The sequence below is a fragment of the Paenibacillus sp. EZ-K15 genome (assembly GCF_002573715.1).
Lineage (GTDB): Bacteria > Bacillota > Bacilli > Paenibacillales > Paenibacillaceae > Paenibacillus_AQ.
Map to the genome: position 1 here is coordinate 140,205 of NZ_PDHM01000016.1, position 19,936 is coordinate 160,140.

Genomic DNA, 19,936 nt, shown 5'->3' on the forward strand with positions numbered 1-19,936 from the left:
TTATGGAATACAGATTAATAAAGGCGGATCCCAAGATGTTCTCGAAATATTTTGCTACCTATTATAAGAATAATTGGTTTAGACCGAGTTGGGGTGATTTAACCAAGGTTCTAGCGGATTCGGACGACGGTTACTGGGTTGTCTCAGGTGACGATAAAGTGGCGGGAGTTTATTTGTCTGACCATTCCATCGGACTTGTGTTTGGTATCCCCCCATATTCTATTACCACAAAGATGATTGATTACGTGAAGAGCTACACCTTAAAATCCTGGAATTTGACAGAGTCTCTGCATGCTCATAATGTTCTGGCTGAGCAGGAGATCGCTTTTCGTGAAAATGGTTTCGTTCAGGTTGAATCCAGACAATGCATGATGCGGCCTACCGAACAGCTGGAAACATCGATGGATCACCATTATATGGATAGAAGACCCACGATAGAAGATATGTCTAAGATTGTAGAGGTGTTTAGGGAAGCATATGCAAATGGCCCGGATGAGCGGGAAGTCCAGGTTTATGCGGATGATGCGGCCCGATATTTTGACATAGTGGACCCCAAGCTGTTGGAAGCATCTTCAGTAGTATATGACCGAACAACGGAAGAAATCGTCGGCGTATGTTTGATCTCTTTATGGGAGGGCTTGCCACTGGTCTATAGCATCTCAGTATTATCTCAACATCGAGGAATGGGGTTGGCGAGCGCGATGCTGGATAGGGCATTAATGGTCTTGGAGCCTGATTACCCTGTGCTGCGCCTCTTTGTAACGACGGGGAATCAAGCGGAGCAACTGTATAGGAAGAAAGGTTTTCTCTCCGGCGTGGAATATCAACATCTTAAATACACCATCGAGTAAAATCTGCTGCGTAGAGTGTTTGGCAGTGTGATAAACGTAAGATCGTGCTTTCATCTATTCTCTAAGGGGGTATTCAGGTGAATATTTCGATTGGCGGCTATTCTTTTTATAATACGTTTCTGGATGGAAAAATGGATGTGTTCGGTTATTTGGAGACGGTGAAGTACCGGTACCGAATGGATGCGGTTGATTTGTGGAACGGTTTTTTCATCGATCGGAGCGATAGCGTATATAAGCTTGCTGATAAGAGTTACATCCGGAAAATCAGAGAGGCACTAGATGAGAAAGAGATGAGGGTGGTTAACTTTGCTGTGGACGGAGCGCATCTATGGGATCCAGACCCGGATATCCGGCAGAAGCTGTACGAGAATGCGCTGGTTCATCTGGATGCCGCTGAAATCCTGGGCGCCGAAACCGTGCGAATCGACACCGGAGGCAGTTATAAGGAATCGGAGCCGATGACTTACGAACAGTTCGAGTATACCGTTAAACGTTATCGGGAATATGCGGATCGTGCAGCGGAAGGCGGTTATACCATTGGTCCGGAAAATCATATGGGCGCATCACTGCTTCCGCGTGAATTGAAACGTCTTGCAGAAGAGGTCCATCATCCGGCTTTTGGTTTTCTGCTTCATCTTGGCAGATGGAAGGCAGATGAGGCTGAAGGTGATGAGATGGTTGCCCCATGGACGGTACATACTCATTTTGATGCGAAAACAGCGGTTCATCCCGATGCGGAGGAGAAGGTGCGGAGCCTGCTCGCAGGCGGATACAAGGGTTACTGGGGCGTCGAATACAATGCGCCGCGCAATCAATATGTGGAGATGGAATGGATTATAGGGGCTGTAAAACGGATCGTGAGTAATGCCAGTCGAATTAAGTTGGAATGATGAAATCGTACGGGATGTTTGCATCGCATTGTATTGCATTTGTATTGCATTTGTATTGCATTTGTATTGCTAACGGACTGAGCATCCGTTATTTAGTTAAAAAAGATGGATTTGACTAGTGTAGCGGACATGAGATACGTTATTCGCCGTAAAAGTGTGATTATCGCCTTATGCTAACTAAAATAACGGACCTGGTGTCCGTTCGATTCGCGAATTGAGCTATTTTGATCGAAATAACGGACCTGGTGTCCGCTTGATTCGCGAATTGAGCTGGTTTGATCGAAATGAAGCCGATCAGATCCGGTAGCGCCAAATGGGAAGAATAATCCTCATTAGTCTTGGACTGATACAGATACTGTTCTGCAGTTATAAGGGGTGGCTTGGTGCGGTACGCTGGGCTCAGTTTGCTACGCTTAGTTCGCAAAATCATTTATTCGGATAGCAGAAAAACAAGAGAGCCGGTCCCATGGAACCGGCTCTCTTGTTTGTTGTCAGCAGCCTGTAAGAAAGCTTCCAAAGCCACTTTAACTGCTTAACTTAAACTGGCTGTTGTATAACTCGTAATAAAAGCCGCGTTTGGCCAGCAGCTCTTCGTGTGTGCCACGCTCCGCGATACCACCTTGATTCATGACGAGAATCTGGTCAGCCTCACGGATCGTGCTTAGACGATGAGCGATGACAAAGCTGGTTCGGCCCTGCATCAGGGTGCGCATGGCGGTCTGAATATGCATCTCCGTCCGCGTATCGATGCTGCTGGTTGCCTCGTCCAGAATCAGAATGACCGGATCGGCAAGCACCGCGCGCGCGATCGTCAAGAGCTGCCGCTGCCCCTGGCTCAGATTGCCTCCGCCTGAGAGAAGCAACGTATCATAGCCTTCGGGCAGCTTCATGATAAAGTCATGCGCATTGGCAAGCTTGGCGGCAGTTTCGATCTCTTCGTCCGAGGCATCCAGCCGGCCGTAGCGGATGTTCTCCCGAATCGATGCCGAGAATACATATGCATCCTGCAGCACGATTCCCAGCTTGCTCCGCAAATTGTCCTTATTCAATTGTCGGATGTCGACCCCATCAATGGTGATCACGCCAGAATCGATCTCATAGAAACGGGTGAGCAGATTGATTATGGTGGTTTTGCCGGCACCTGTCGGACCGACGAGCGCAATGGTCTCGCCCGGCCGAGCGGTGAGTGAAACATCCTTCAGAATCGGGACGCCCTCCTTATAACTGAAGCAGACACGGTCAAATTGTACCTCGCCATACATGTCATCCGTTGTATTCTCGTCTTGATTGTCTTGGTACTCGGACTCCGTATCGATCACCTCAAAGACCCGTTCAGCACCCGCCACAGCAGATTGCACCAGGTTGAATTGATTCGCCAGATCGTTCAGCGGGCGTTGAAACTGCTTCGAGTAGTTCAGAAATGCAACGACAATTCCAACGGTCGTAAAATCCCTGAATGCCATGTACCCGCCAACCGCCGCAATTAAAGCAAAGCTGACGTTATTCAGCACGTTCATAACCGGACCGACGGTACCCGAGTAGATCTGAGCTTGAATGCTGGCATCGGTCAGCTTCTTGTTCATGACATCGAACTGCGCAGCGGCATGCCGCTCCCGGCGATATACCTGTACGACCTTCTGACCTGAGACGGTTTCCTCGATAAAGCCGTTAAGCTCCCCCAGCGTGCTCTGCTGCTTGGAGAAATGCTTCCTTGTCCGGCTTGCTACCGTCTTCGTGAACAGCATAACAAGCGGAATGGTCACCATGCTGAGCAGCGTCAGCCATACGTTCAGGTACAGCATGATGGCGAGTGATCCAACCAGGGACAGCACGCTTGAGATTAGCTGGGTTACGCTCTGATTCAATGTCCCGGAGACGTTCTCGATATCGTTGGTCGTGCGGCTCATCAATTCGCCGTGCGTCTTGCTGTCGAAGAATCGCAGCGGAAGGATTTGAAGTCTTGCAAAAATATCCCTCCGCATGGCCTGAATAGACAGCTGGGAGACTTTAACCATGACATGCTGCTGCAGCCATGCCGTGAGAGCGGTACCCGCGTAAACGGCAAGAAGCACCGCACACAACCCCATGAGTCCCTCGAAATCTCCTGGAATGATGTAATGATCCACCGCATTTCCCAGTAGGTAAGGAGCCACCAGGGACAGAATCGTCGTGATGAGCGTGAATAAGAAAACAGCGATCATACCGCCCTTAAATGGACGGATGTAACCCCAGATCCGGCGTATCGTTGCCATCGTATTTTTGGGCTTCGCCTTGGCCATCGTCATTCCACGCATGGGGCTGCCGCCGCGCATGCTCAGATCCGGAGCGTCCGCATGGCCTTGCTTGGTTTCCTGATCCGCTTTAGCCATGGGAAGACACCTCCTTGCCGAATTGCGATTGATAAATATCCTGGTATAACTCACAGGAAGCAAGCAGCTCGCTATGCGTACCCTCCGCTACCAATTTTCCATCATCCAGCACCAGTATAAGATCGGCATCGATCACGGAAGAGATCCGCTGGGCAATCATGAGGCAGGTGCGACCGTTCATCAGCCGGGTTAACTCTTTCTGAAGCCTGGACTCTGTTCCCATATCGATGGCGCTTGTGCTGTCATCAAGAATAAGAATGGCGGGGTGAAGCAGTAATGCCCGTGCAATGGAGATCCGCTGCTTCTGGCCGCCGGAGAGGTTCACACCTCTTTGTCCAAGCACGGTATCATATCCTTCCGGCATGGACGAAATGAATTCATGCGCCTGCGCAGCCTTAGCTGCTGCCATCACTTCTTCATCGGAAGCATCCGCTTTCCCGTAGCGGATATTGTCCCGGATCGTGCCTGTGAAGAGGATGGATTCTTGGAGGACGATGCCAATGCGTTCGCGTAACGCCGATAAGTCGATTTGTCGAACATCGGTCCCATCGATGAGTATCCGCCCGGATGTTACATCATACAGGCGGGGGAGCAGGGATACCAGGGAGGTTTTACCCGAACCGGTCGCTCCCATAATTGCGACGGTCTGCCCTGGTCGAACCTTGAAACTGATATGATGTAAAACGGGCTTCTGTATTTCCGGTTTATAGGAAAAAGTCACCTGGTCAAATACGATTTCTCCTTGCTTGTATGCATTCATCGTCGGATGAGTAACGTTTACAATCTCGGATTCCGTATGCATGACTTCCTGGATACGATCAGCAGAAACCTTGGCTGTAGAGATTCGGACTAGCATCATCGCGACGGAGGATACGGAGAATAGCACCTGCGTCACATAGTTGATAAAGGCTACCAGGCTTCCCACCTCGAAAGAGCCATCGATCGCGTTCTTCCCGCCAAGCCATAGGACAACCACGATACTGACGTTCAGTATCATGGTGAGGATGGGCATATTGAGCGCAACAATCCGTTGTGTTTTAACCGAAACTTGCGTGAAGTCGGTATTCGCTTGATGGAATCGCTCCTTCTCATACCCGGCTCGCACGAATGCTTTGGATACCCGGATGCCAGCGAAATTCTCCTTCAGGACTGTATTCACTTTATCGAGTTTCTTCTGAACCGTGGCAAATAAGGGCAGGGTGGCCCGGATCAGGAAGAACATCACCACGAACAACAACGGAACGGCAATGGCCAGAATGATGGCGAGCTTGGGGCTAATGATCACCGCCATAATAATGCTTCCAATCGCGAGAAACGGAGACCGTACGAATACGCGCAGCAGCATCTGGACCATGGTCTGTAGCTGAACGATGTCGCCCGTCAGCCGGGTGATAAGTGAACCGGTTGGGATGTCGTCCAGATTTCGGAACGAGAGGGTTTGAACCTTGCGGAACAAATCCCGACGCAGGTCGGCACCGAAACGCTGCGAGGCAATGGAAGAATAGATCGTACATCCGAGACCTCCAAGCAGCCCGATGGCAGCCGCACCCAGCATGATAAGACCTGTATGGAGAATGTGTGAAGTATCGTTCTTCATGACACCTTGATCAATTATGCTGGCCATGAGAATGGGCTGAAGCAAATCCATGGCGACCTCCAGCAGCATGAGCAGCGGCGCAAGCAGGGCCGCAGCCCAGTGGGGACGTAAATAACGAAATAATTTGAGCAAGAATAATGGCACCTTCTTTATTCTTTTTAGTCTAAATACCAAGTTAAGCCATAGGCTTCAACCTTGTCAAAGGGAAAAGGGATAAGCGCAACTTGCATCTCTTAAGAAAAACTTTATCTTTTCCCTACTTTTCCTTAAACTCTATTTATTAATCTGGATAGACCAAGCTAGAGGGAGTTGTTGAAGTTGAAAAAGGGTTTGATCATGCTCGTTATATTTCTGTTGGTCGGATGCGAGTCCATTCTGACGGAGACGCCTAACGTGAATGATAGGGTAGAAAGTAGAGATGGACAGGAAGCAAAAGCGGGTTCCGATACGCAATCGAATCCTCCATCAGCTGTGCAGACAATCCGTGTAACAGATGAACAAGTGACACGTGGAGATTTGGTCCTGGTCAACAAGGATCATCCACTTGATCCGGGAGCGGTGCCGAAGGATATCGTAACATTGTTTGAGAATAAAGACTTAATGCATGGTTATGTGGTTCTGGACAACACGATCCGGTTATCGCGCAGTGTGGCAGAGAAATTCGGTGATATGATTGAAGCCGCCGGAGAAGACGGAGTCAATCGCTTCATGATCAGCAGCGGGTATCGGGATGAGGGCGAACAAGAACAGCTTTATCGTGAAAAAGGTTCCGATTACGCCTTGCCTCCAGGCTACAGCGAACATAATCTCGGGCTCTCAATGGATATTGGATCGACGCAGCAGTCGATTGATCGATCGCCTGAAGGGAACTGGCTGAAGGAGCATGCATGGGCGCACGGATTCATTCTGCGCTATCCTGAGGACAAGACAGAGATTACAGGCATTCAGTATGAACCGTGGCATTTTCGTTATGTTGGGCAGCCGCACAGTATGATCATGAAGGAACTGAATCTTACGTTGGAGGAATATCTGGATTATCTGAAGGAAAAAACCAGCTATAGAACAACCGTAGAGGGGAAGGAATACGAAATTAAGTATGTACCCGTTACATCCAAAGACATGGAGATTGAGATACCGGCAGGAAGCGAGTATGAGATATCTGGAAACAATATCGACGGAATCATTGTGACGGTACTGCTAAACAAGGATGATGCGGAATGAAATTATCGTATAAATGGATGCTTGTATTACTATATGCGCTGTATCTCTATGTCTTACTCAAGGTGATTTTATTCAAGTTCGGTTCCGTAGATATATCGGTTCTGTGGCAGCAGCTGCATCGAGCCACCGAGATCCCGGAATATGTACAGAATCGATTGCAATTTGCCAATTTCACACCCTTTGAATCCATTCGAATGAATATGAAGCACCTTTCGAGTCCGCATGACGTGATCAATCTCTTCGGGAATATCGCCATATTCATGCCCAATGGCATATTCGTTGGTCTTATGCTTAGGAACAAGTTGCTTGGATTCATTGGCTCCTTCACGACATCCCTGGGGTTGAGCCTGGGACTGGAATGTTCCCAGCTCTTTTTCTCAATGGGAAGTTTTGATGTGGATGATTTAATCCTGAATACGGCTGGCGGTGTGCTGGGGTACGGCATATATCTCGTGCTTAAACTCACCTTAACGGGAACAAATCTTCCTATTGACGAGAGTAGGGGAAGAACGGATAAGCCTTTAACTGGGAACGAACAAGTAAGGAATTGAAGTGGATTGGATAGAAGGGTATCGGAAAAAACAGGTAAAAGCATGACCAATAGCCGGTATAATACCGGCTATTGGTCGCAGCATCAACATGTTCTTAACATTTCTATTCGTTTGACGAGGTTATCACCTGAGCGGCTTTCATTTAAATCTTGGCCGAACCGGCCTGCGGGCCTGATGGCACACTGCGAAGCCAGCTTCCCGCCATTTCAGCTGCATCACGACCGTAAGTGCCAGCGAAGTAGCGGCAATTATACTTAAAATGATGAAGCCTGAGGTGTATGCGCCTGTCGCTTGGTATAACCGGCTAAGAATAAGCGGCAGAGCTGCGGCGAACGAAGCTCCAGCAGCCCCTAGCAGAACAGCAACGACATACATTGATCCAGGGAATCTACCCAATCACGCGACCCGGCCGGAACTCGACCCGTTCTGTAAAATGCCCGGTTTTAAGACATCCGCTGTCCGGATACGGTCCCTGAAGTGACACGTGATTGGGAGTAGTAGGAAAAGATCGTGGTTTAGAGAGCTGGAAGCCATGGTATCATGCGGTCGGTGACGTTTCCGAAGCCCGCCAAGGAGTGGTGGAACAAAAGAATAAGTATGTTTTGACGGTTGGCCGCCGTGAGGCTGCTAATAAAGCCCCCTTAGATAGATGTGGCATGGAAGTTCTAATATGTACCTGGATAACCCGCAGACAAAGGTGATTTCCCATGTCGTGCTGGGCCGGTATGGATAACGAGAATGGCAAACGTATGGAGATAGTGGAAAAACCCGGTCCAGGACCGGGTTTCTTTTGACCTAAACGAGCTGATCTTGGAGGGCTTTCGCCCACTGTTCATGAAGCTTTTCTTCGGAAAGCTGGAAAATTTCTTGATAACCATTAGGCTTACGAATCAATTGATTTAATGGACCTAACCCATATTTTTTAATGATGAACTCAACGATCCGATAGGAGAACTGAAATCCTGTTTTGCCGAAATCCCAGGAATCATCATTGAGATCCTCGAAACTTGGAATGGCCCGATTGCTGATGGCTTCCGAAGTCGTGCTTCGAATGAAATCTTCGGACATTTGCTGCGTTTCGTACCCGCCGATGCCCTGACGGATCCATTTGGGGGCAAGGGGGTTGATGTCGCTGATCAACCACATGGTATACAAGTGCAGCGTGGACCGAAGGATCGATTGATACGTATGCTCAGGACCCGGGTTTAAGGGTGAGACGATTTTTAACGTGTTGTTATCGAACGTGCCCATGAACCAATCAGGTGCATCCGATTCTCCAGCGGCTTGATGGAATGTTGGCAGATCGGGATAGATTTCAATGACGATTTTGCGTGAAGGCTGATGATTATATTTCGCTGCAATCTGTTCTACATTGTTCTTTAGTTCTTGAAACAGGTCCTGATGCACGTTGCTCTGATGATGACTTGCATCACTTTTGCTTTCAAAGGATATCAAATCTAGAATTGACATAATGGTGATGTCACCCCATTCTTTTAATTCTTTCTTTAGCTTCTCTAAGGATCGGTACAATCGATTTTTCACCGCACTCTCGCGCATGCCCACGATCCTGGATATTTCCGACAGCGTACAATCCACGAAGAATCGTAAGGATATAATCTGCTGATCAAGCTCACTCAGCTGCTTAAGTGCCGCGCTAATATCGATTCGAATATCAACATATCTGGCAAAATCAAGGGAGATGGACTGTGATTCATAACTTGTAAAGTCATAAGGCATCTCATGTTTACGTGATATACTTCGATATTCATTCTTAACCGTGTTCTGGGCGATCTTGAAGATCCAGGTGAACAGACTGGAGTTCCCGTTAAACTTATCGAGGTTCTCCATAGCCCTTAAGAACACTTGTTGTGTTAAGTCATCTGCAGCCATCGGATTCACTTTCAGTGCGAGATAATGGCGAATCCTCAGGCGGTATTCATCATACATATCTTCAAATGTGCGTTTGGTTCCCTGGTTATCCGGATAAACAGGGAGATTGTCTTGAGCTCTTGACACGGATAAGAACCTCCTCTTGACCTTACAATTCATTAGACACCGGAGAGAGTCAAAAAGCCACATGCGACGGGAAAAATTTCTGGAGCGGATTATGTATCGTGAATATGCAACATGGCTTTCCCGTTGCACTTGCGAACCCTCCATTGCTGCGCGAGGTAGAATTTAGTTTTGTCTAATGCTCATTTTCATATGGTGACTGTGCCTGTAAATCTAGGTTATTGACGTATTTATATCAATCATCCTATAAAGGCACAAGAATGAAAGACGGATCTGCATATGATGTCATCATGATGAATAGGGAAGCGAGGTGATCCTAATATGCCATCGAAACGCGCAAGGAAGTCCAGAGCTGCTTCGAAGTCGAGTCCTCCTCAGCATTGGGTAGGTCAACCGGTCGTGGTCGTTCTGAAGGACGGCAGCTACTATATTGGAGAACTCAATCAGATCCAAGGCCAGGAAGTGACGCTATCAGGACTTCGTGCTAACCAAAAAATGCCGGCTTCGATTGCACGGAGCGGGGATAAAGCGCAAATTTCCGGCTTTTTAAGTGACTTGTTTGGAGGTCCTCCAAGCGCTCCGGCAGTCGAAGGAGCCGAGGAAAGAGAAGGAGTTGCGGCTGTAGGCGGGTTGGGCTTTTTGGGACAAATCGTGCCTCACATTAAACTGGGCATGAATGTGATAAAAACCATTATGCCATTAATGGCAATGTTAAAAATTTAACGTTACGGCAGCATCAGGCAAATCACGAGGCTAAGAGAAAGAAGCTTGAAGGTGTCAAGCTTCTCAGAGTGTCGAGAAAGTCCAGAGGACTTTTCGACACTTTATTTTTTATATAGGATATGATTCCGCCATAACCATCGAACCATTACCTGGCGATGGCACGCTGAATAATCGATTTGGCTTCCAATGCAATGGCTTCATCTTTTTCGTCGATGGCTTGGATGAATATTAACATGGGGATATATACGGCGATCATTCGTGCCAGAATCTTAGTTTCTTCGTCCACTTCGCCATAGATATCATAGAAAGCCGCTCTGGAGGCCGGTGGCAGGAAGCTGTAAACGATACTCAGGTCACAGGCAGGATGGCCAATGTTTATGTCACCCCAATCAATAATGCCCGAAAGCTTGCCGGCATCATCGACCAACATGTTTTTAAAATGGAGATCCCCGTGGATTAGAACATGTTGGTGCCTGACCCGATCCAACTGGATGCCCTGCAAATAGTCCGCGATCTCGTTCAACTCCGCTTGCGTAATATAGAGGGTAAGACGGGAGAGGAAATTCAGCATTTTGTCTTTCCGGCCGGCCAGATCGGTCAGATTACGCTGGTCAGACAATACACCCGCTTGCTGTGCTATTTCTACGGGAAATGTATGCAGGTTCTTCAGGAAGCGGGCGAGCGTTGCCGCCGACTGCATCCGCGCTTCATCTGATATTCCAATCGGAAATTTCCCTGGAAGATAGGTATACCCCAGAAAAGGTGCAGGATAGTCTTCACTCTCTTTTCCGAAGAAAAGGGGTTTCGCATAAGGTACCGTTATGTAGTGTTCCAGCTTGGGCAGGATTTTTGCTTCGGTATTTAGTAAAGTTATGGCAATATCTCTTCGGGGGAAGCGAAACACATACTCATCGCCAACGCGATAAACGGTGTTGTCCCATCCGTTGCCAATCTCCTGGACCTTGAGGGTGGACAATTGGGGAAATTGACGGTTAAGTAATAATCGGACTAACGGCTCAGTTACTTCCCACTCGGCATCCCATAGATTTCGGCCGATGATGACCTTCACCTCCATAATGAATTTCTCGTATGATGAATCGGATGTTACTAAGTCTAACGGAAGTGCTCCGTAAAGGGCAATTGAAAGGATAACTATAATTGAAATTCACCTGCGAATATGTGTATCTGAATCATAGTGATTCCTTTCACAATAACAATATTGTATAGTAGAAGAGAGATAAAAGTCACTTGGGGACATCTATAAGACAATAATTTGACGAAATGAAGGGATACGAGTGCCATATTTACGCTTTAAAGGATTTACCGAAGTTTTTCTTGAAGAAATCACACCACAGGTCGTTGCCGAATTCGCCGGTATTGTTCAAATACCGCAGGAAATTGTAAAGATTGAACTGCTTCCTTATCAGATCATAACCAATACGCCGTTATCCGTGGAAATCCTCATGTTCCAGAGAACTCAGGAGATTCATGATGCTGTCGCAGCCCGCATTCACGACATCTTGTCGGAACGCGGGTACCGAAACGTACATATTTTCTTCGTGATTCTTAAGCGGAATCTTTATTATAAAGAAGGCAGGCCATTAGAATAAAATAAGACGTTGCAGGCGAGACAAGGATGCAGATGATGCATTCTTGTTTTTTTATAAGGATGAAATCGGCTCGGTTGTTCATGGACCCGATAGCTCTCAGTCATCTTCTAAAAAGACGACTCCATCCGCTTCATAAACGTACGTGCTGTCATTTTAGAAGATAATTTGCGTTGGTTTTAAGTGTGATTTTGCACATCAATTCGGATCTGCCTAGTAAAAAAGCGACTGTTTTTTGTTCCGCAATAGCGCCCGTTGCGGAATAAGCTTTAACTTCTAAATGTTACTCGCTTAATCAAGCCCATCCATCTATCAAATATGTTCTTTGCACGTGGTAGTATGACCTATTCTCTTAGTTTTACAAACTCATTTATCAATTACCTACTGATTTCGACCCATTTATCATAACAATGCCTATTACAACTAAAAGCAGGGATACGATTTTGATGACGGATATGCTTTCTTCAAAAAATGCGATACCAATAATAGCTGTCATCCCTGTTCCAGTCCCGCCCCATACGGCATAGGCAATCGATAAAGGAACGACCTTCATGGCAAAAGATAAGAATAAAAAAGCAATAAAATAAAAAGCTAATGCACCTAGTGTCGGCCATACCACAGAAAATCCATTAGACAATTTTAAAAATGTTCCCCCCGTTATTCCACATCCAATAGCCATTATTAAATAGAGAGTGTGCTTCTCTAACATCATTCCCATCCCCTTTAACTAAAATTTAGCAGGATTATTCCGAAAAGCAGGATACATAATCCTGCTATAGATCTCAAAGTTATTTTTTCTTTCAAAAACAGAATAGCGATAAAAACAGTTAAAGCTGTACCTATGCCCGACCAAGTCGCAAAAACAACCCCCATAGAAAGAGTTTTTAAAGATAATGCTAAAAAATAAAATGTTACACTATAGCCAACCATAGTAAATAAAGACGGCCAGAACTTTCTAAATCCCTGCGATAATTTCAACTGAGTAGAGGAAAAAACCTCCAACAATATGGCGACAAACAAATATAAATAGGCCAAGAACAATACTCCTTTCATTTCATAGATAGAACGATCATTATATTTTATATCAAAAAATAAAAGAGCATATCTTTTATTTTTTGATTGATTTCAACAACTCTCTAGCTACTTTAATCGCTTTTTCGGGACCAATTATTTCAGCCATAGAAGTAGACCCTTCAGCAATTGTATGGATATGAAGACATAATTCCGGTGAACGATTATTTTGGGCTAATACCTCTCTTAAATAGGCCGTAAAAGCTTGTTTATGATCCATTATAAGTTTTTCAATCGCTTCGCTTCTTCCTCGATATTCTTCCAATGCACGTAAAAAGATACAACCAATGTCTCCTTTTTCGATCAGCCACATAAAATGACCCTCCATCACATCTTCAATATCCCAATTATCCGGATCTCTATGCTGAGGCCTTACAAGGTTCCAATAGTAAAGTTCTCTCTTTTTTAATACTTCCAAAACTAATTCTTCTTTAGAAGAAAAATGATTATATAAGGTCATGATAGCTACATCAGCTTCAGTTATGATTTTCTTCAATCCAATGGAATGAAATCCATATTGGTAAAACAACGTTTCTGCAGTATTGAGTATAGCTTCTCTTTTGGATGATCCCATCATACATACTCCTTTATTCTATAGTGATCGTTCTATACATTATAACACTTGAAAAATTTTAGTCATTAGATATTATCTGGCTAACCATTATTTTAGGTGATTACAGCCGTGCAATTGCTGGATATTTCTTAACTTTTCAAAACCTCTCTGCAATCGGTGTTCCAAGAGGGCGAGGGAAAATAGAAAGATTCTTTTTAACCATTAATCAATTGTTTTCACAAGATTTACCCGGTTATTTGTGTTCCTTTATGATAAGGTAAAAGAGTTACCAAACATGTATAGAAGTATAAAAGGAGGGCCCATGGACTGTTTAAAAGGCATTTTGAAGGATCACTATGGCTTGGAGAATACTGACGTTGTACCACAGCAGGGTGGCTGGGCTGCACTCGCATTTAGAGTCAGGAGCCATAACGAGCATTATTTCCTGAAGGCTTATGAGAAAAGCCGGGCATCCACTCCCAAGTGGACGGCGCTCATTGATGATTACGTGCCGATATTGCTGTGGCTTGAAGAGCATAGCCGTTTGAAGGGCAAGATTCCAGCCCCCATTCTCACGACGGACGGTAGCTATCAATGCGAGGATGATGAAGGAATTTATCTGTTGTATGAATATATCGTCGGGGACACAATCGCCGATCAAGAACTGACAGAGGATCAGGTACGGCAGCTAGCGGAGATGATCGCAGAGCTCCATCGCTATGGGGAAGAGGTTCCGCTGGTGACAAGTGCGATGAAAGAAAGCTTTACGGTGCCGTTTCTTGGGCAGCTGAGGAGCACGCTGGACGGGGAGTTGCCGTATGACCTCGGGGAAGTGATGCTTCATCATATCGATAGCTTGAATGAATTAATGCTTAAAGTTGAAGAACTGTCCGAAGCGCTGAAGAATCGTGATCTCCGAATGGCATTATGCCATACCGACGTACATGGATGGAATCTGATGTCTACGTCTACGGGACAGCAACTGAAGCTGATCGATTGGGAAGGACTGAAGTTGGCACCGGTTGAGGCGGATATGATGTCTTTTGTGGATGAGCCCTATTTTGAACTATTTATGAGGGTTTATAAAGAAACGCACAGTGATTATGAAATAAACGCTGAGGCGTTGCAGTTTTATCAAGGCAGACGCAAATTGGAGGATGTCTGGGAGTTCATGGAGCAACTGCTCTATGATGTCCAGCATGACAAAGAGCGTGCGTTAACGCTCCAGAGTCTGAGAAAAGAGCTGGAAGAGATCGCTTCTTCCCATCGGGACTGATCCTTATACATGAAAAAAGCCAGCCAGTAGAGTGAAGCACGCTTCAATCCTACCAGGAGGCTTTTTTCCTTGCTTGTCTATTTCGGTGTTTCACAACACATACTTTGCAAGTACCCAACAGAGAAGAGCCATAAACCAGGAGACAAAACCGAAGATCATAACGATTTTGTTCTCGCTCCAGCCGTACTTGAGACTGAAGTGGAAATGGATCGGGGTCATTCGGAAGAGACGCAGCTTGGTCCGTTTGTAATACCATACCTGCAGGATAACCGAAAGCTGCTCCGCCAAATAGATAAGGAACAGCAGTGGAATCAGAATTTCGACCTTCTCGATAACCGCAAGGAATGAAAGGGAACCGCCAATGGCAAGGGATCCCGTATCGCCCATAAAAGCCCGGGCCGGATAAATGTTGTAGAGCAGCAAGCCGAGCAGACAGCCGATCATGACCAGCGAGAACATCTGGACCTCCGGTTTGTCGGAGATCAGAAAGAAGAAAAAATAGGTGGGTATGGCCACATTGATCAACAGTCCGTCCAAACCATCGGTAAAGTTGATTGCATTAGCCGAGCCTACAATGAACAGCAGCATGATGATGACGTACACGCTAACCGGCAGATGGAGCTGGAACCCGTTGAAGAGCGCGATATCACTTGTCAGCGAAAAGGAATGGAACAGCACATACAGTAATGAGCCGGTAAACAGGAACTGAAATACAAGCTTCATGCGACCGGAGATTCCGGACGGGTCCTGCCACGCAGCTTTTTTGAAGTCATCCATAAACCCGATCGAGCTGAACAAGAGGAAGGTCGCGCATAAAAAAACGGTAAGCGGCGCAGGTTGGAATTGCAGTGACATGGCAACGCCAATCAGCAATATAAGACCTGCCATTAACGGCGTCCCGCGTTTGGCCTGATGATCGGGAGGCAGCTCGGTCCGGATTGGCTGCGTGAGCTTTAACGTACGCAATCCCCAGATAAGCAGCGGCGTGAACAGTGTCACCAGCAAGAAAGATAGTCCGGATACACCCAGAATTCCATTCATCTCATACACATCTCTTTCTATCGATTTCGTGTTAGTACATTGTATTTCGATGAAATGGACAAATATTCCTTCTAATTTCTAGAATTGATAGGGTCCGTTAATGGACAAGCGTAATGCCATGGCCGTCATTTCCCGTGGAGTGTAGGGATATCCATTCAACATCCACCACAAGATGGTCTCGTGAAACGCGCCCGTCATAAAGTTGATCACCACGTCGGACGGAACGCTGATCTCGGCGCCTGTCTCGATAGATGCTTCAAGCCCAACCTTTACAAAATGGTATAGCGTGGCTTTGAAATAACGCGTGAATGGCGTGTCCGGATGGATTAAAATGAAGGCTTCGTAAAACTGGCGATTCTCCAGCACATGGTTGAATAAAGCTACCATATTGGAGGGCAGTTCCACATAATCAACCTCTTGAAGGGATATTTTTTTCTCGATCACGATGCAGCGTTCCAAATCTTCCATCATCTCCTTGGACATGACCTCCATTAACTCGGCTACACCACTAAAATGCTTGTAAAAGGTAGGCCGTGTCACTTGTGCCTCGGCACATAGATCCGTAATGGATATGGGATCGATTCGGGAAGCCATCATGTGAAGGAGAGCGGTTTTTATTTTTTGCAGAGTTCTGATTTCTCTCGGATCTAACTCCGGTTTCATGACAGTAGCTCCACTCCTTCGCAGTTCCACAATATGTATCTCTCTATTATACAAAATACCATCATGTACTGAATCTGGGTAGGAGATGTAGTAAGATCCACGACTACTCTATTCTTCATGTAAGAATCGACGCCAAACGCAGATGGTCATATATCTTAAGATGTGAGTTGTTCGAAGACGGCGTGAAACATCAAGACCGGTTCGCTACGCTACTCGTCATCATGTTACACGCGAAGTCCAGCACCAAGACTTCGCTTGCACTGCATCTTCATGCTTGAAGTAAGGTGAGAAATGAAGTAGCCATTGCTATCTTGATTATGGTTTAATCTATTTAATGGCTACAACAATTTTAAACCCATAAACGTAATATTATTGAATTGAATGCGGTTGGATCATAAAGGATGGACAGCACCGAAAGTATCGGGAGCTTACAACGTCGATTACGGCGATTGTGAGCTCTTTTTGCTTTCCAATAATTAGGTTGCTGCTATAATGAGAGGGTGGGAACGTGAGTATATGGGTGTCTCGGAATGATGGAGGTTCCTTGTATGTTCGTTTTAAGTATGATGAACAAATGGTGATGAAGATTCGAGAAATTCCAGGAAGGAAATGGGTCAGTGATAAAAAGATCTGGATGATTCCATTTACACCCGAATCCATTCAACAGTTGCATACACTTTTTGAAGGAACGAAGATTTATGCTGATAGCGTGTTGATGAAAGAGTGCAGTTTGTTTAACAATGAAGTTCATATGCAGGATCACATTCCAATCTATTCATGGAATGAGTCGATAAAAAGGTCTTTCGTTGATGTACTGCAGCTTCGAGGTTATAGTAAAAAAACGATAAAAGCTTATTGTAGTCAAGTTCATCGATTTCATGCTTTTGTACAGCAGCAAAATAATTGGATGGATCACGAGAAAATGATTCAGAGTTATTCATTACACTTGCTTCATAGGAAATGTTCCCATTCCTATGTTAATCAAGCGCTCAGCGCGATCAAATTCTATGCTCAAAAAGTATTATTGCTTGAGGAAACAGTCTCTTATGTTCGCCCTAAGAAAGAAAAGAAGTTGCCGAATGTGTTATCGATGAACGAAGTGATGTTGATCTTAAAAGCACTCCATAATTTAAAACATCGTGCGATCCTATACCTTACCTATTCCTCAGGATTACGGTAGGGGAAGTGGTTCGGTTGAAAACTCAAGACATTGATTTCGAGCGAAAAACACTTCGAGTTTCTCAAGGCAAAGGTCGAAAGGATCGTCTTACGCTATTATCCGATACAGCTATCGATATTGTTCAACCGTATTTACAACAAGAAAAGCCTGAGAAGTGGATGTTCCCAGGTCAACACCCAGAGCGCCATATGACTGAACGAACTGTTCAAAAAGTGTTCGAACAAGCACGTACTGCCTCTGGAATCCAGAAAAAGGTTAGTATCCACGCCTTACGCCATTCATTCGCTACACATCTATTGGAAGGTGGAATTGACATTCGCTTCATTCAAGAGTTGCTCGGTCATCAAAGTGTACGCACCACCGAAAGGTACACACATGTGAGTGTGAAGGACATAAGAAGGATTAAAAGTCCGTTAGATCAATTGGAAGAGGAGTCGTAAACTTGGTTGTTGAAGGTGTGTTCACGAAGTTCGTAAACACCTCAAGAGATGAAATTTTTGCGAAGTTCGTGAAAAAGACGTTATCTGAAATCAGCGAAAAACTGAAATGATAATATCATCAAATACGTTGGGTATCCTCGACTAAGATAATATAAAAAAGCTTTTGGTAAAAAAAATCAAAAAAAGATTGGCTCCTGAGTGTATTCTTTAATTGTTATAAACATTACAGGAGTTGATAATATGGTAACAGTTAGAATTGAGAAGAAACCTTCCTTCAAGATTTGTGGACGTAAAACCTGGGTAGGGCAGGATAACGAGGCCTTCGGGCAATTTTGGGAAAAGTGCAGAAAAGAAGGTTTGATACAGTTATTCGAAAGAATTCATGAAAATGGTACAGAAACCGTAACGAACAGTAATGCTATAGGTGTTTCGTGTGTAGAAAAAAATCCGAACGATAGAAATTTCTGGTTTTACGTTGCGACTGAGTGTGACCATTCTCCAGAAGGCTTCAATTTGGAGGAATATATAGTTCCTGCATCAGAGTGGGCGATATTTGAAAATTACGGTGAAAACCCCGATGCCTTGATTGATGCGGAAATGTATGCATTTGAAGAATGGCTTCCGTATTCACGCTACAATCATGCAAATGTTCCCGAAATTGAGGCTTACCCACCCAGAAAAACAGATAAAGGTTTTTCGTATGAATTTTGGCTTCCTATCAGAGAAAAAAAGAAATTTTAATAGAGATAGAGTGAAAAAACTAATAGGATGGTTGTATGAATTATTACGAAAAAATACAAAAATCGGTTGATTACATTGAACTTCATTTAAAGGAGGACCTAAGCGTCTGTTCCATTGCAGAGCAGGCCTATTTTTCTGTAACCCATTTCTATCGAATCTTTCGAGCAATGGTAGGAGATTCGGTGAAAGAATATATTCGTAATAGAAGGTTAAGTCAGAGCGTAAATGAACTTCTTACAAGCGAGAAACGTATCATTGAGATTGCTATTGAATATGGCTTTGAATCGCAAGAAACATACACACGGGCTTTTACCAAACAATTCGGTATTACTCCTGGGAGGTATAGAAGACAAGGGAAGAAAATCGTTCTATATGAAAAGGCGGATGTGTGGAAAACCAAACAAATTAATGAGATATTAGAAACATCTTTTCCTTTTAGACCTCAGATTGTTCAATGTAAAATAAATCAAGTCATAGGTCTCAAGGCAATCGTTAAGCCTGGGTCTGAAACGATAAGAAATTTGTGGGCAGAGTTCGGAAAAAGAAAGGCAGAGATAGAATGTCAGTCCGAAAATGAAATATGTTTGGGAATATGTGAATATAATCCAGATATTACGGACGAAAGTGATTTCACTTATATTGCAAGCATTGAAGTGTGCGACCCTAAACAAATCCCTTTCGGAATGATAAGTAGAACAATACCATGCTCTAAGTATGCTGTCTTTCCCCATAGAGGTTCAATTAATAATTTAAAAAATACGTATAATTATATATATGGAGTTTGGTTGCCGGACTCAGGCTATGAATTAGCAGAACTTGATACGATTGAATATTATGATTTTAGATCAAGCAATTCGAATTTTGAATTCGATATTTATATTCCAGTTATATAGAAAGTTTTGTGTTCCATAGTATAGTTGAAGAACTACTGTAAGTAATTCGAAGAAGTCGCTGACATCCGATAACAAAGCATTCACGCTACGGGGCTATCGCCCCTTGGATGTCAGATGTATAATCGTGAAAGAAGCTCAGACAACAAATGACCCAGCCTAAGATAGGAGCTATCTAAGGCTGGGGTGTTTCGTGAATACAAGAACGTTATCTGAAAGAATCGGTAAGTAAATTAAAAACGGAGGAAGTACATGTCTC

Annotated in this window: 21 protein-coding genes and 1 pseudogene; 12 read left to right on the forward strand and 10 right to left on the reverse strand. The window is 44.9% G+C overall.

The window, feature by feature from the left end:
- The first annotated feature begins 2 nt into the window (after positions 1 to 2).
- Positions 3 to 851 (forward strand): GNAT family N-acetyltransferase, encoded by an 849-nt coding sequence (locus tag CRG97_RS13250; protein WP_098743443.1) that lies wholly within the window; start codon positions 3 to 5, stop codon positions 849 to 851.
- 77 nt (positions 852 to 928) lie between these two features.
- On the forward strand, positions 929 to 1,741 hold the full coding sequence (locus CRG97_RS13255) for a sugar phosphate isomerase/epimerase family protein (RefSeq protein ID WP_098743446.1): 813 nt from the start codon (positions 929 to 931) through the stop codon (positions 1,739 to 1,741).
- 524 nt (positions 1,742 to 2,265) lie between these two features.
- On the opposite strand, the gene CRG97_RS13260 is transcribed toward CRG97_RS13255, so the two are convergent.
- Together CRG97_RS13260 and CRG97_RS13265 are read right to left on the reverse strand one after the other, a co-directional pair.
- Positions 2,266 to 4,110 carry an ABC transporter ATP-binding protein gene (locus CRG97_RS13260; RefSeq protein ID WP_098743449.1) on the reverse strand — a complete coding sequence of 615 codons (1,845 nt, stop codon included), beginning with the start codon at positions 4,108 to 4,110 and terminating at the stop codon, positions 2,266 to 2,268.
- Positions 4,103 to 5,839 carry an ABC transporter ATP-binding protein gene (locus CRG97_RS13265; RefSeq protein ID WP_098743452.1) on the reverse strand — a complete coding sequence of 579 codons (1,737 nt, stop codon included), beginning with the start codon at positions 5,837 to 5,839 and terminating at the stop codon, positions 4,103 to 4,105. The genes CRG97_RS13260 and CRG97_RS13265 overlap by 8 nt, the downstream gene beginning before the upstream one ends.
- 204 nt (positions 5,840 to 6,043) lie before the next feature.
- On the opposite strand from CRG97_RS13265, the gene CRG97_RS13270 reads away from it, so the two are divergent.
- Entirely contained in the window at positions 6,044 to 6,928 is an 885-nt protein-coding gene (locus tag CRG97_RS13270) for a M15 family metallopeptidase (protein ID WP_481856199.1), read from the forward strand.
- The gene (locus CRG97_RS13275) at positions 6,925 to 7,479 is read left to right on the forward strand and encodes a VanZ family protein (protein WP_098743458.1); all 555 of its coding nucleotides are present in this window, start codon (positions 6,925 to 6,927) and stop codon (positions 7,477 to 7,479) included. Before CRG97_RS13270 ends, CRG97_RS13275 begins: the two co-directional genes overlap by 4 nt.
- A gap of 138 nt (positions 7,480 to 7,617) precedes the next feature.
- Here CRG97_RS13275 and CRG97_RS33070 read toward each other — a convergent pair whose 3' ends face one another.
- Entirely contained in the window at positions 7,618 to 7,854 is a 237-nt protein-coding gene (locus CRG97_RS33070) for a hypothetical protein (protein WP_161952929.1), read from the reverse strand.
- A gap of 420 nt (positions 7,855 to 8,274) precedes the next feature.
- Positions 8,275 to 9,495 carry an RNA polymerase sigma factor gene (locus tag CRG97_RS13280; protein WP_098743460.1) on the reverse strand — a complete coding sequence of 407 codons (1,221 nt, stop codon included), beginning with the start codon at positions 9,493 to 9,495 and terminating at the stop codon, positions 8,275 to 8,277.
- Positions 9,496 to 9,813: 318 nt separating this feature from the next.
- Between CRG97_RS13280 and CRG97_RS13285 the strand changes: the two genes are divergently transcribed.
- Positions 9,814 to 10,215, forward strand: a complete 402-nt coding sequence (locus CRG97_RS13285; RefSeq protein WP_098743463.1) for a hypothetical protein — start codon at positions 9,814 to 9,816, stop codon at positions 10,213 to 10,215.
- Positions 10,216 to 10,360: 145 nt separating this feature from the next.
- On the opposite strand, the gene CRG97_RS13290 is transcribed toward CRG97_RS13285, so the two are convergent.
- A complete protein-coding gene (locus tag CRG97_RS13290) occupies positions 10,361 to 11,290 on the reverse strand; it encodes an aminoglycoside phosphotransferase family protein (RefSeq protein WP_202618917.1) in 930 nt (309 codons plus the stop codon).
- Positions 11,291 to 11,510: 220 nt separating this feature from the next.
- Between CRG97_RS13290 and CRG97_RS13295 the strand changes: the two genes are divergently transcribed.
- Positions 11,511 to 11,825: a DUF1904 family protein gene (locus tag CRG97_RS13295; RefSeq protein ID WP_098743466.1), complete on the forward strand. Its 315-nt coding sequence runs from the start codon at positions 11,511 to 11,513 to the stop codon at positions 11,823 to 11,825.
- Between the two features lie 370 nt (positions 11,826 to 12,195).
- Here CRG97_RS13295 and CRG97_RS13300 read toward each other — a convergent pair whose 3' ends face one another.
- Genes CRG97_RS13300 through CRG97_RS13310 form a run of 3 tightly spaced genes read right to left on the reverse strand, consistent with a single transcriptional unit; the run spans position 12,196 to position 13,470 of the window.
- Entirely contained in the window at positions 12,196 to 12,534 is a 339-nt protein-coding gene (locus tag CRG97_RS13300; RefSeq protein WP_237566381.1) for a DMT family transporter, read from the reverse strand.
- 11 nt (positions 12,535 to 12,545) lie between these two features.
- Positions 12,546 to 12,875, reverse strand: a complete 330-nt coding sequence (locus CRG97_RS13305; protein WP_481856190.1) for a DMT family transporter — start codon at positions 12,873 to 12,875, stop codon at positions 12,546 to 12,548.
- A 55-nt stretch (positions 12,876 to 12,930) separates the two neighbouring features.
- A complete protein-coding gene (locus CRG97_RS13310) occupies positions 12,931 to 13,470 on the reverse strand; it encodes a TetR/AcrR family transcriptional regulator (protein ID WP_098743474.1) in 540 nt (179 codons plus the stop codon).
- Between the two features lie 74 nt (positions 13,471 to 13,544).
- Here CRG97_RS13310 and CRG97_RS33580 point away from each other — a divergent pair.
- Together CRG97_RS33580 and CRG97_RS13320 are read left to right on the forward strand one after the other, a co-directional pair.
- A pseudogene (locus CRG97_RS33580) lies at positions 13,545 to 13,706 on the forward strand (Mu transposase C-terminal domain-containing protein); the annotation flags it as partial.
- Between the two features lie 62 nt (positions 13,707 to 13,768).
- Positions 13,769 to 14,722, forward strand: coding sequence for an aminoglycoside phosphotransferase family protein (locus tag CRG97_RS13320; RefSeq protein WP_098743477.1), 954 nt, complete (start codon positions 13,769 to 13,771; stop codon positions 14,720 to 14,722).
- A gap of 90 nt (positions 14,723 to 14,812) precedes the next feature.
- Here CRG97_RS13320 and mraY read toward each other — a convergent pair whose 3' ends face one another.
- Complete coding sequence (gene mraY, locus CRG97_RS13325) at positions 14,813 to 15,763, reverse strand: phospho-N-acetylmuramoyl-pentapeptide-transferase (protein WP_202618918.1); 951 nt, start codon at positions 15,761 to 15,763, stop codon at positions 14,813 to 14,815.
- Positions 15,764 to 15,841: 78 nt separating this feature from the next.
- Positions 15,842 to 16,426, reverse strand: a complete 585-nt coding sequence (locus tag CRG97_RS13330; protein ID WP_098743483.1) for a TetR/AcrR family transcriptional regulator — start codon at positions 16,424 to 16,426, stop codon at positions 15,842 to 15,844.
- 508 nt (positions 16,427 to 16,934) lie between these two features.
- Between CRG97_RS13330 and CRG97_RS13335 the strand changes: the two genes are divergently transcribed.
- The 4 genes from CRG97_RS13335 (at position 16,935) to CRG97_RS13350 (ending at position 19,680) form a co-directional block, all read left to right on the forward strand.
- The gene (locus tag CRG97_RS13335) at positions 16,935 to 17,606 is read left to right on the forward strand and encodes a tyrosine-type recombinase/integrase (RefSeq protein ID WP_153047493.1); all 672 of its coding nucleotides are present in this window, start codon (positions 16,935 to 16,937) and stop codon (positions 17,604 to 17,606) included.
- A gap of 5 nt (positions 17,607 to 17,611) precedes the next feature.
- Positions 17,612 to 18,046 carry a tyrosine-type recombinase/integrase gene (locus tag CRG97_RS13340; RefSeq protein ID WP_098743489.1) on the forward strand — a complete coding sequence of 145 codons (435 nt, stop codon included), beginning with the start codon at positions 17,612 to 17,614 and terminating at the stop codon, positions 18,044 to 18,046.
- Positions 18,047 to 18,286: 240 nt separating this feature from the next.
- A complete protein-coding gene (locus CRG97_RS13345; RefSeq protein ID WP_098743492.1) occupies positions 18,287 to 18,787 on the forward strand; it encodes a GyrI-like domain-containing protein in 501 nt (166 codons plus the stop codon).
- Positions 18,788 to 18,822: 35 nt separating this feature from the next.
- A complete protein-coding gene (locus CRG97_RS13350) occupies positions 18,823 to 19,680 on the forward strand; it encodes an AraC family transcriptional regulator (RefSeq protein WP_098743495.1) in 858 nt (285 codons plus the stop codon).
- Positions 19,681 to 19,936: the final 256 nt, after the last annotated feature.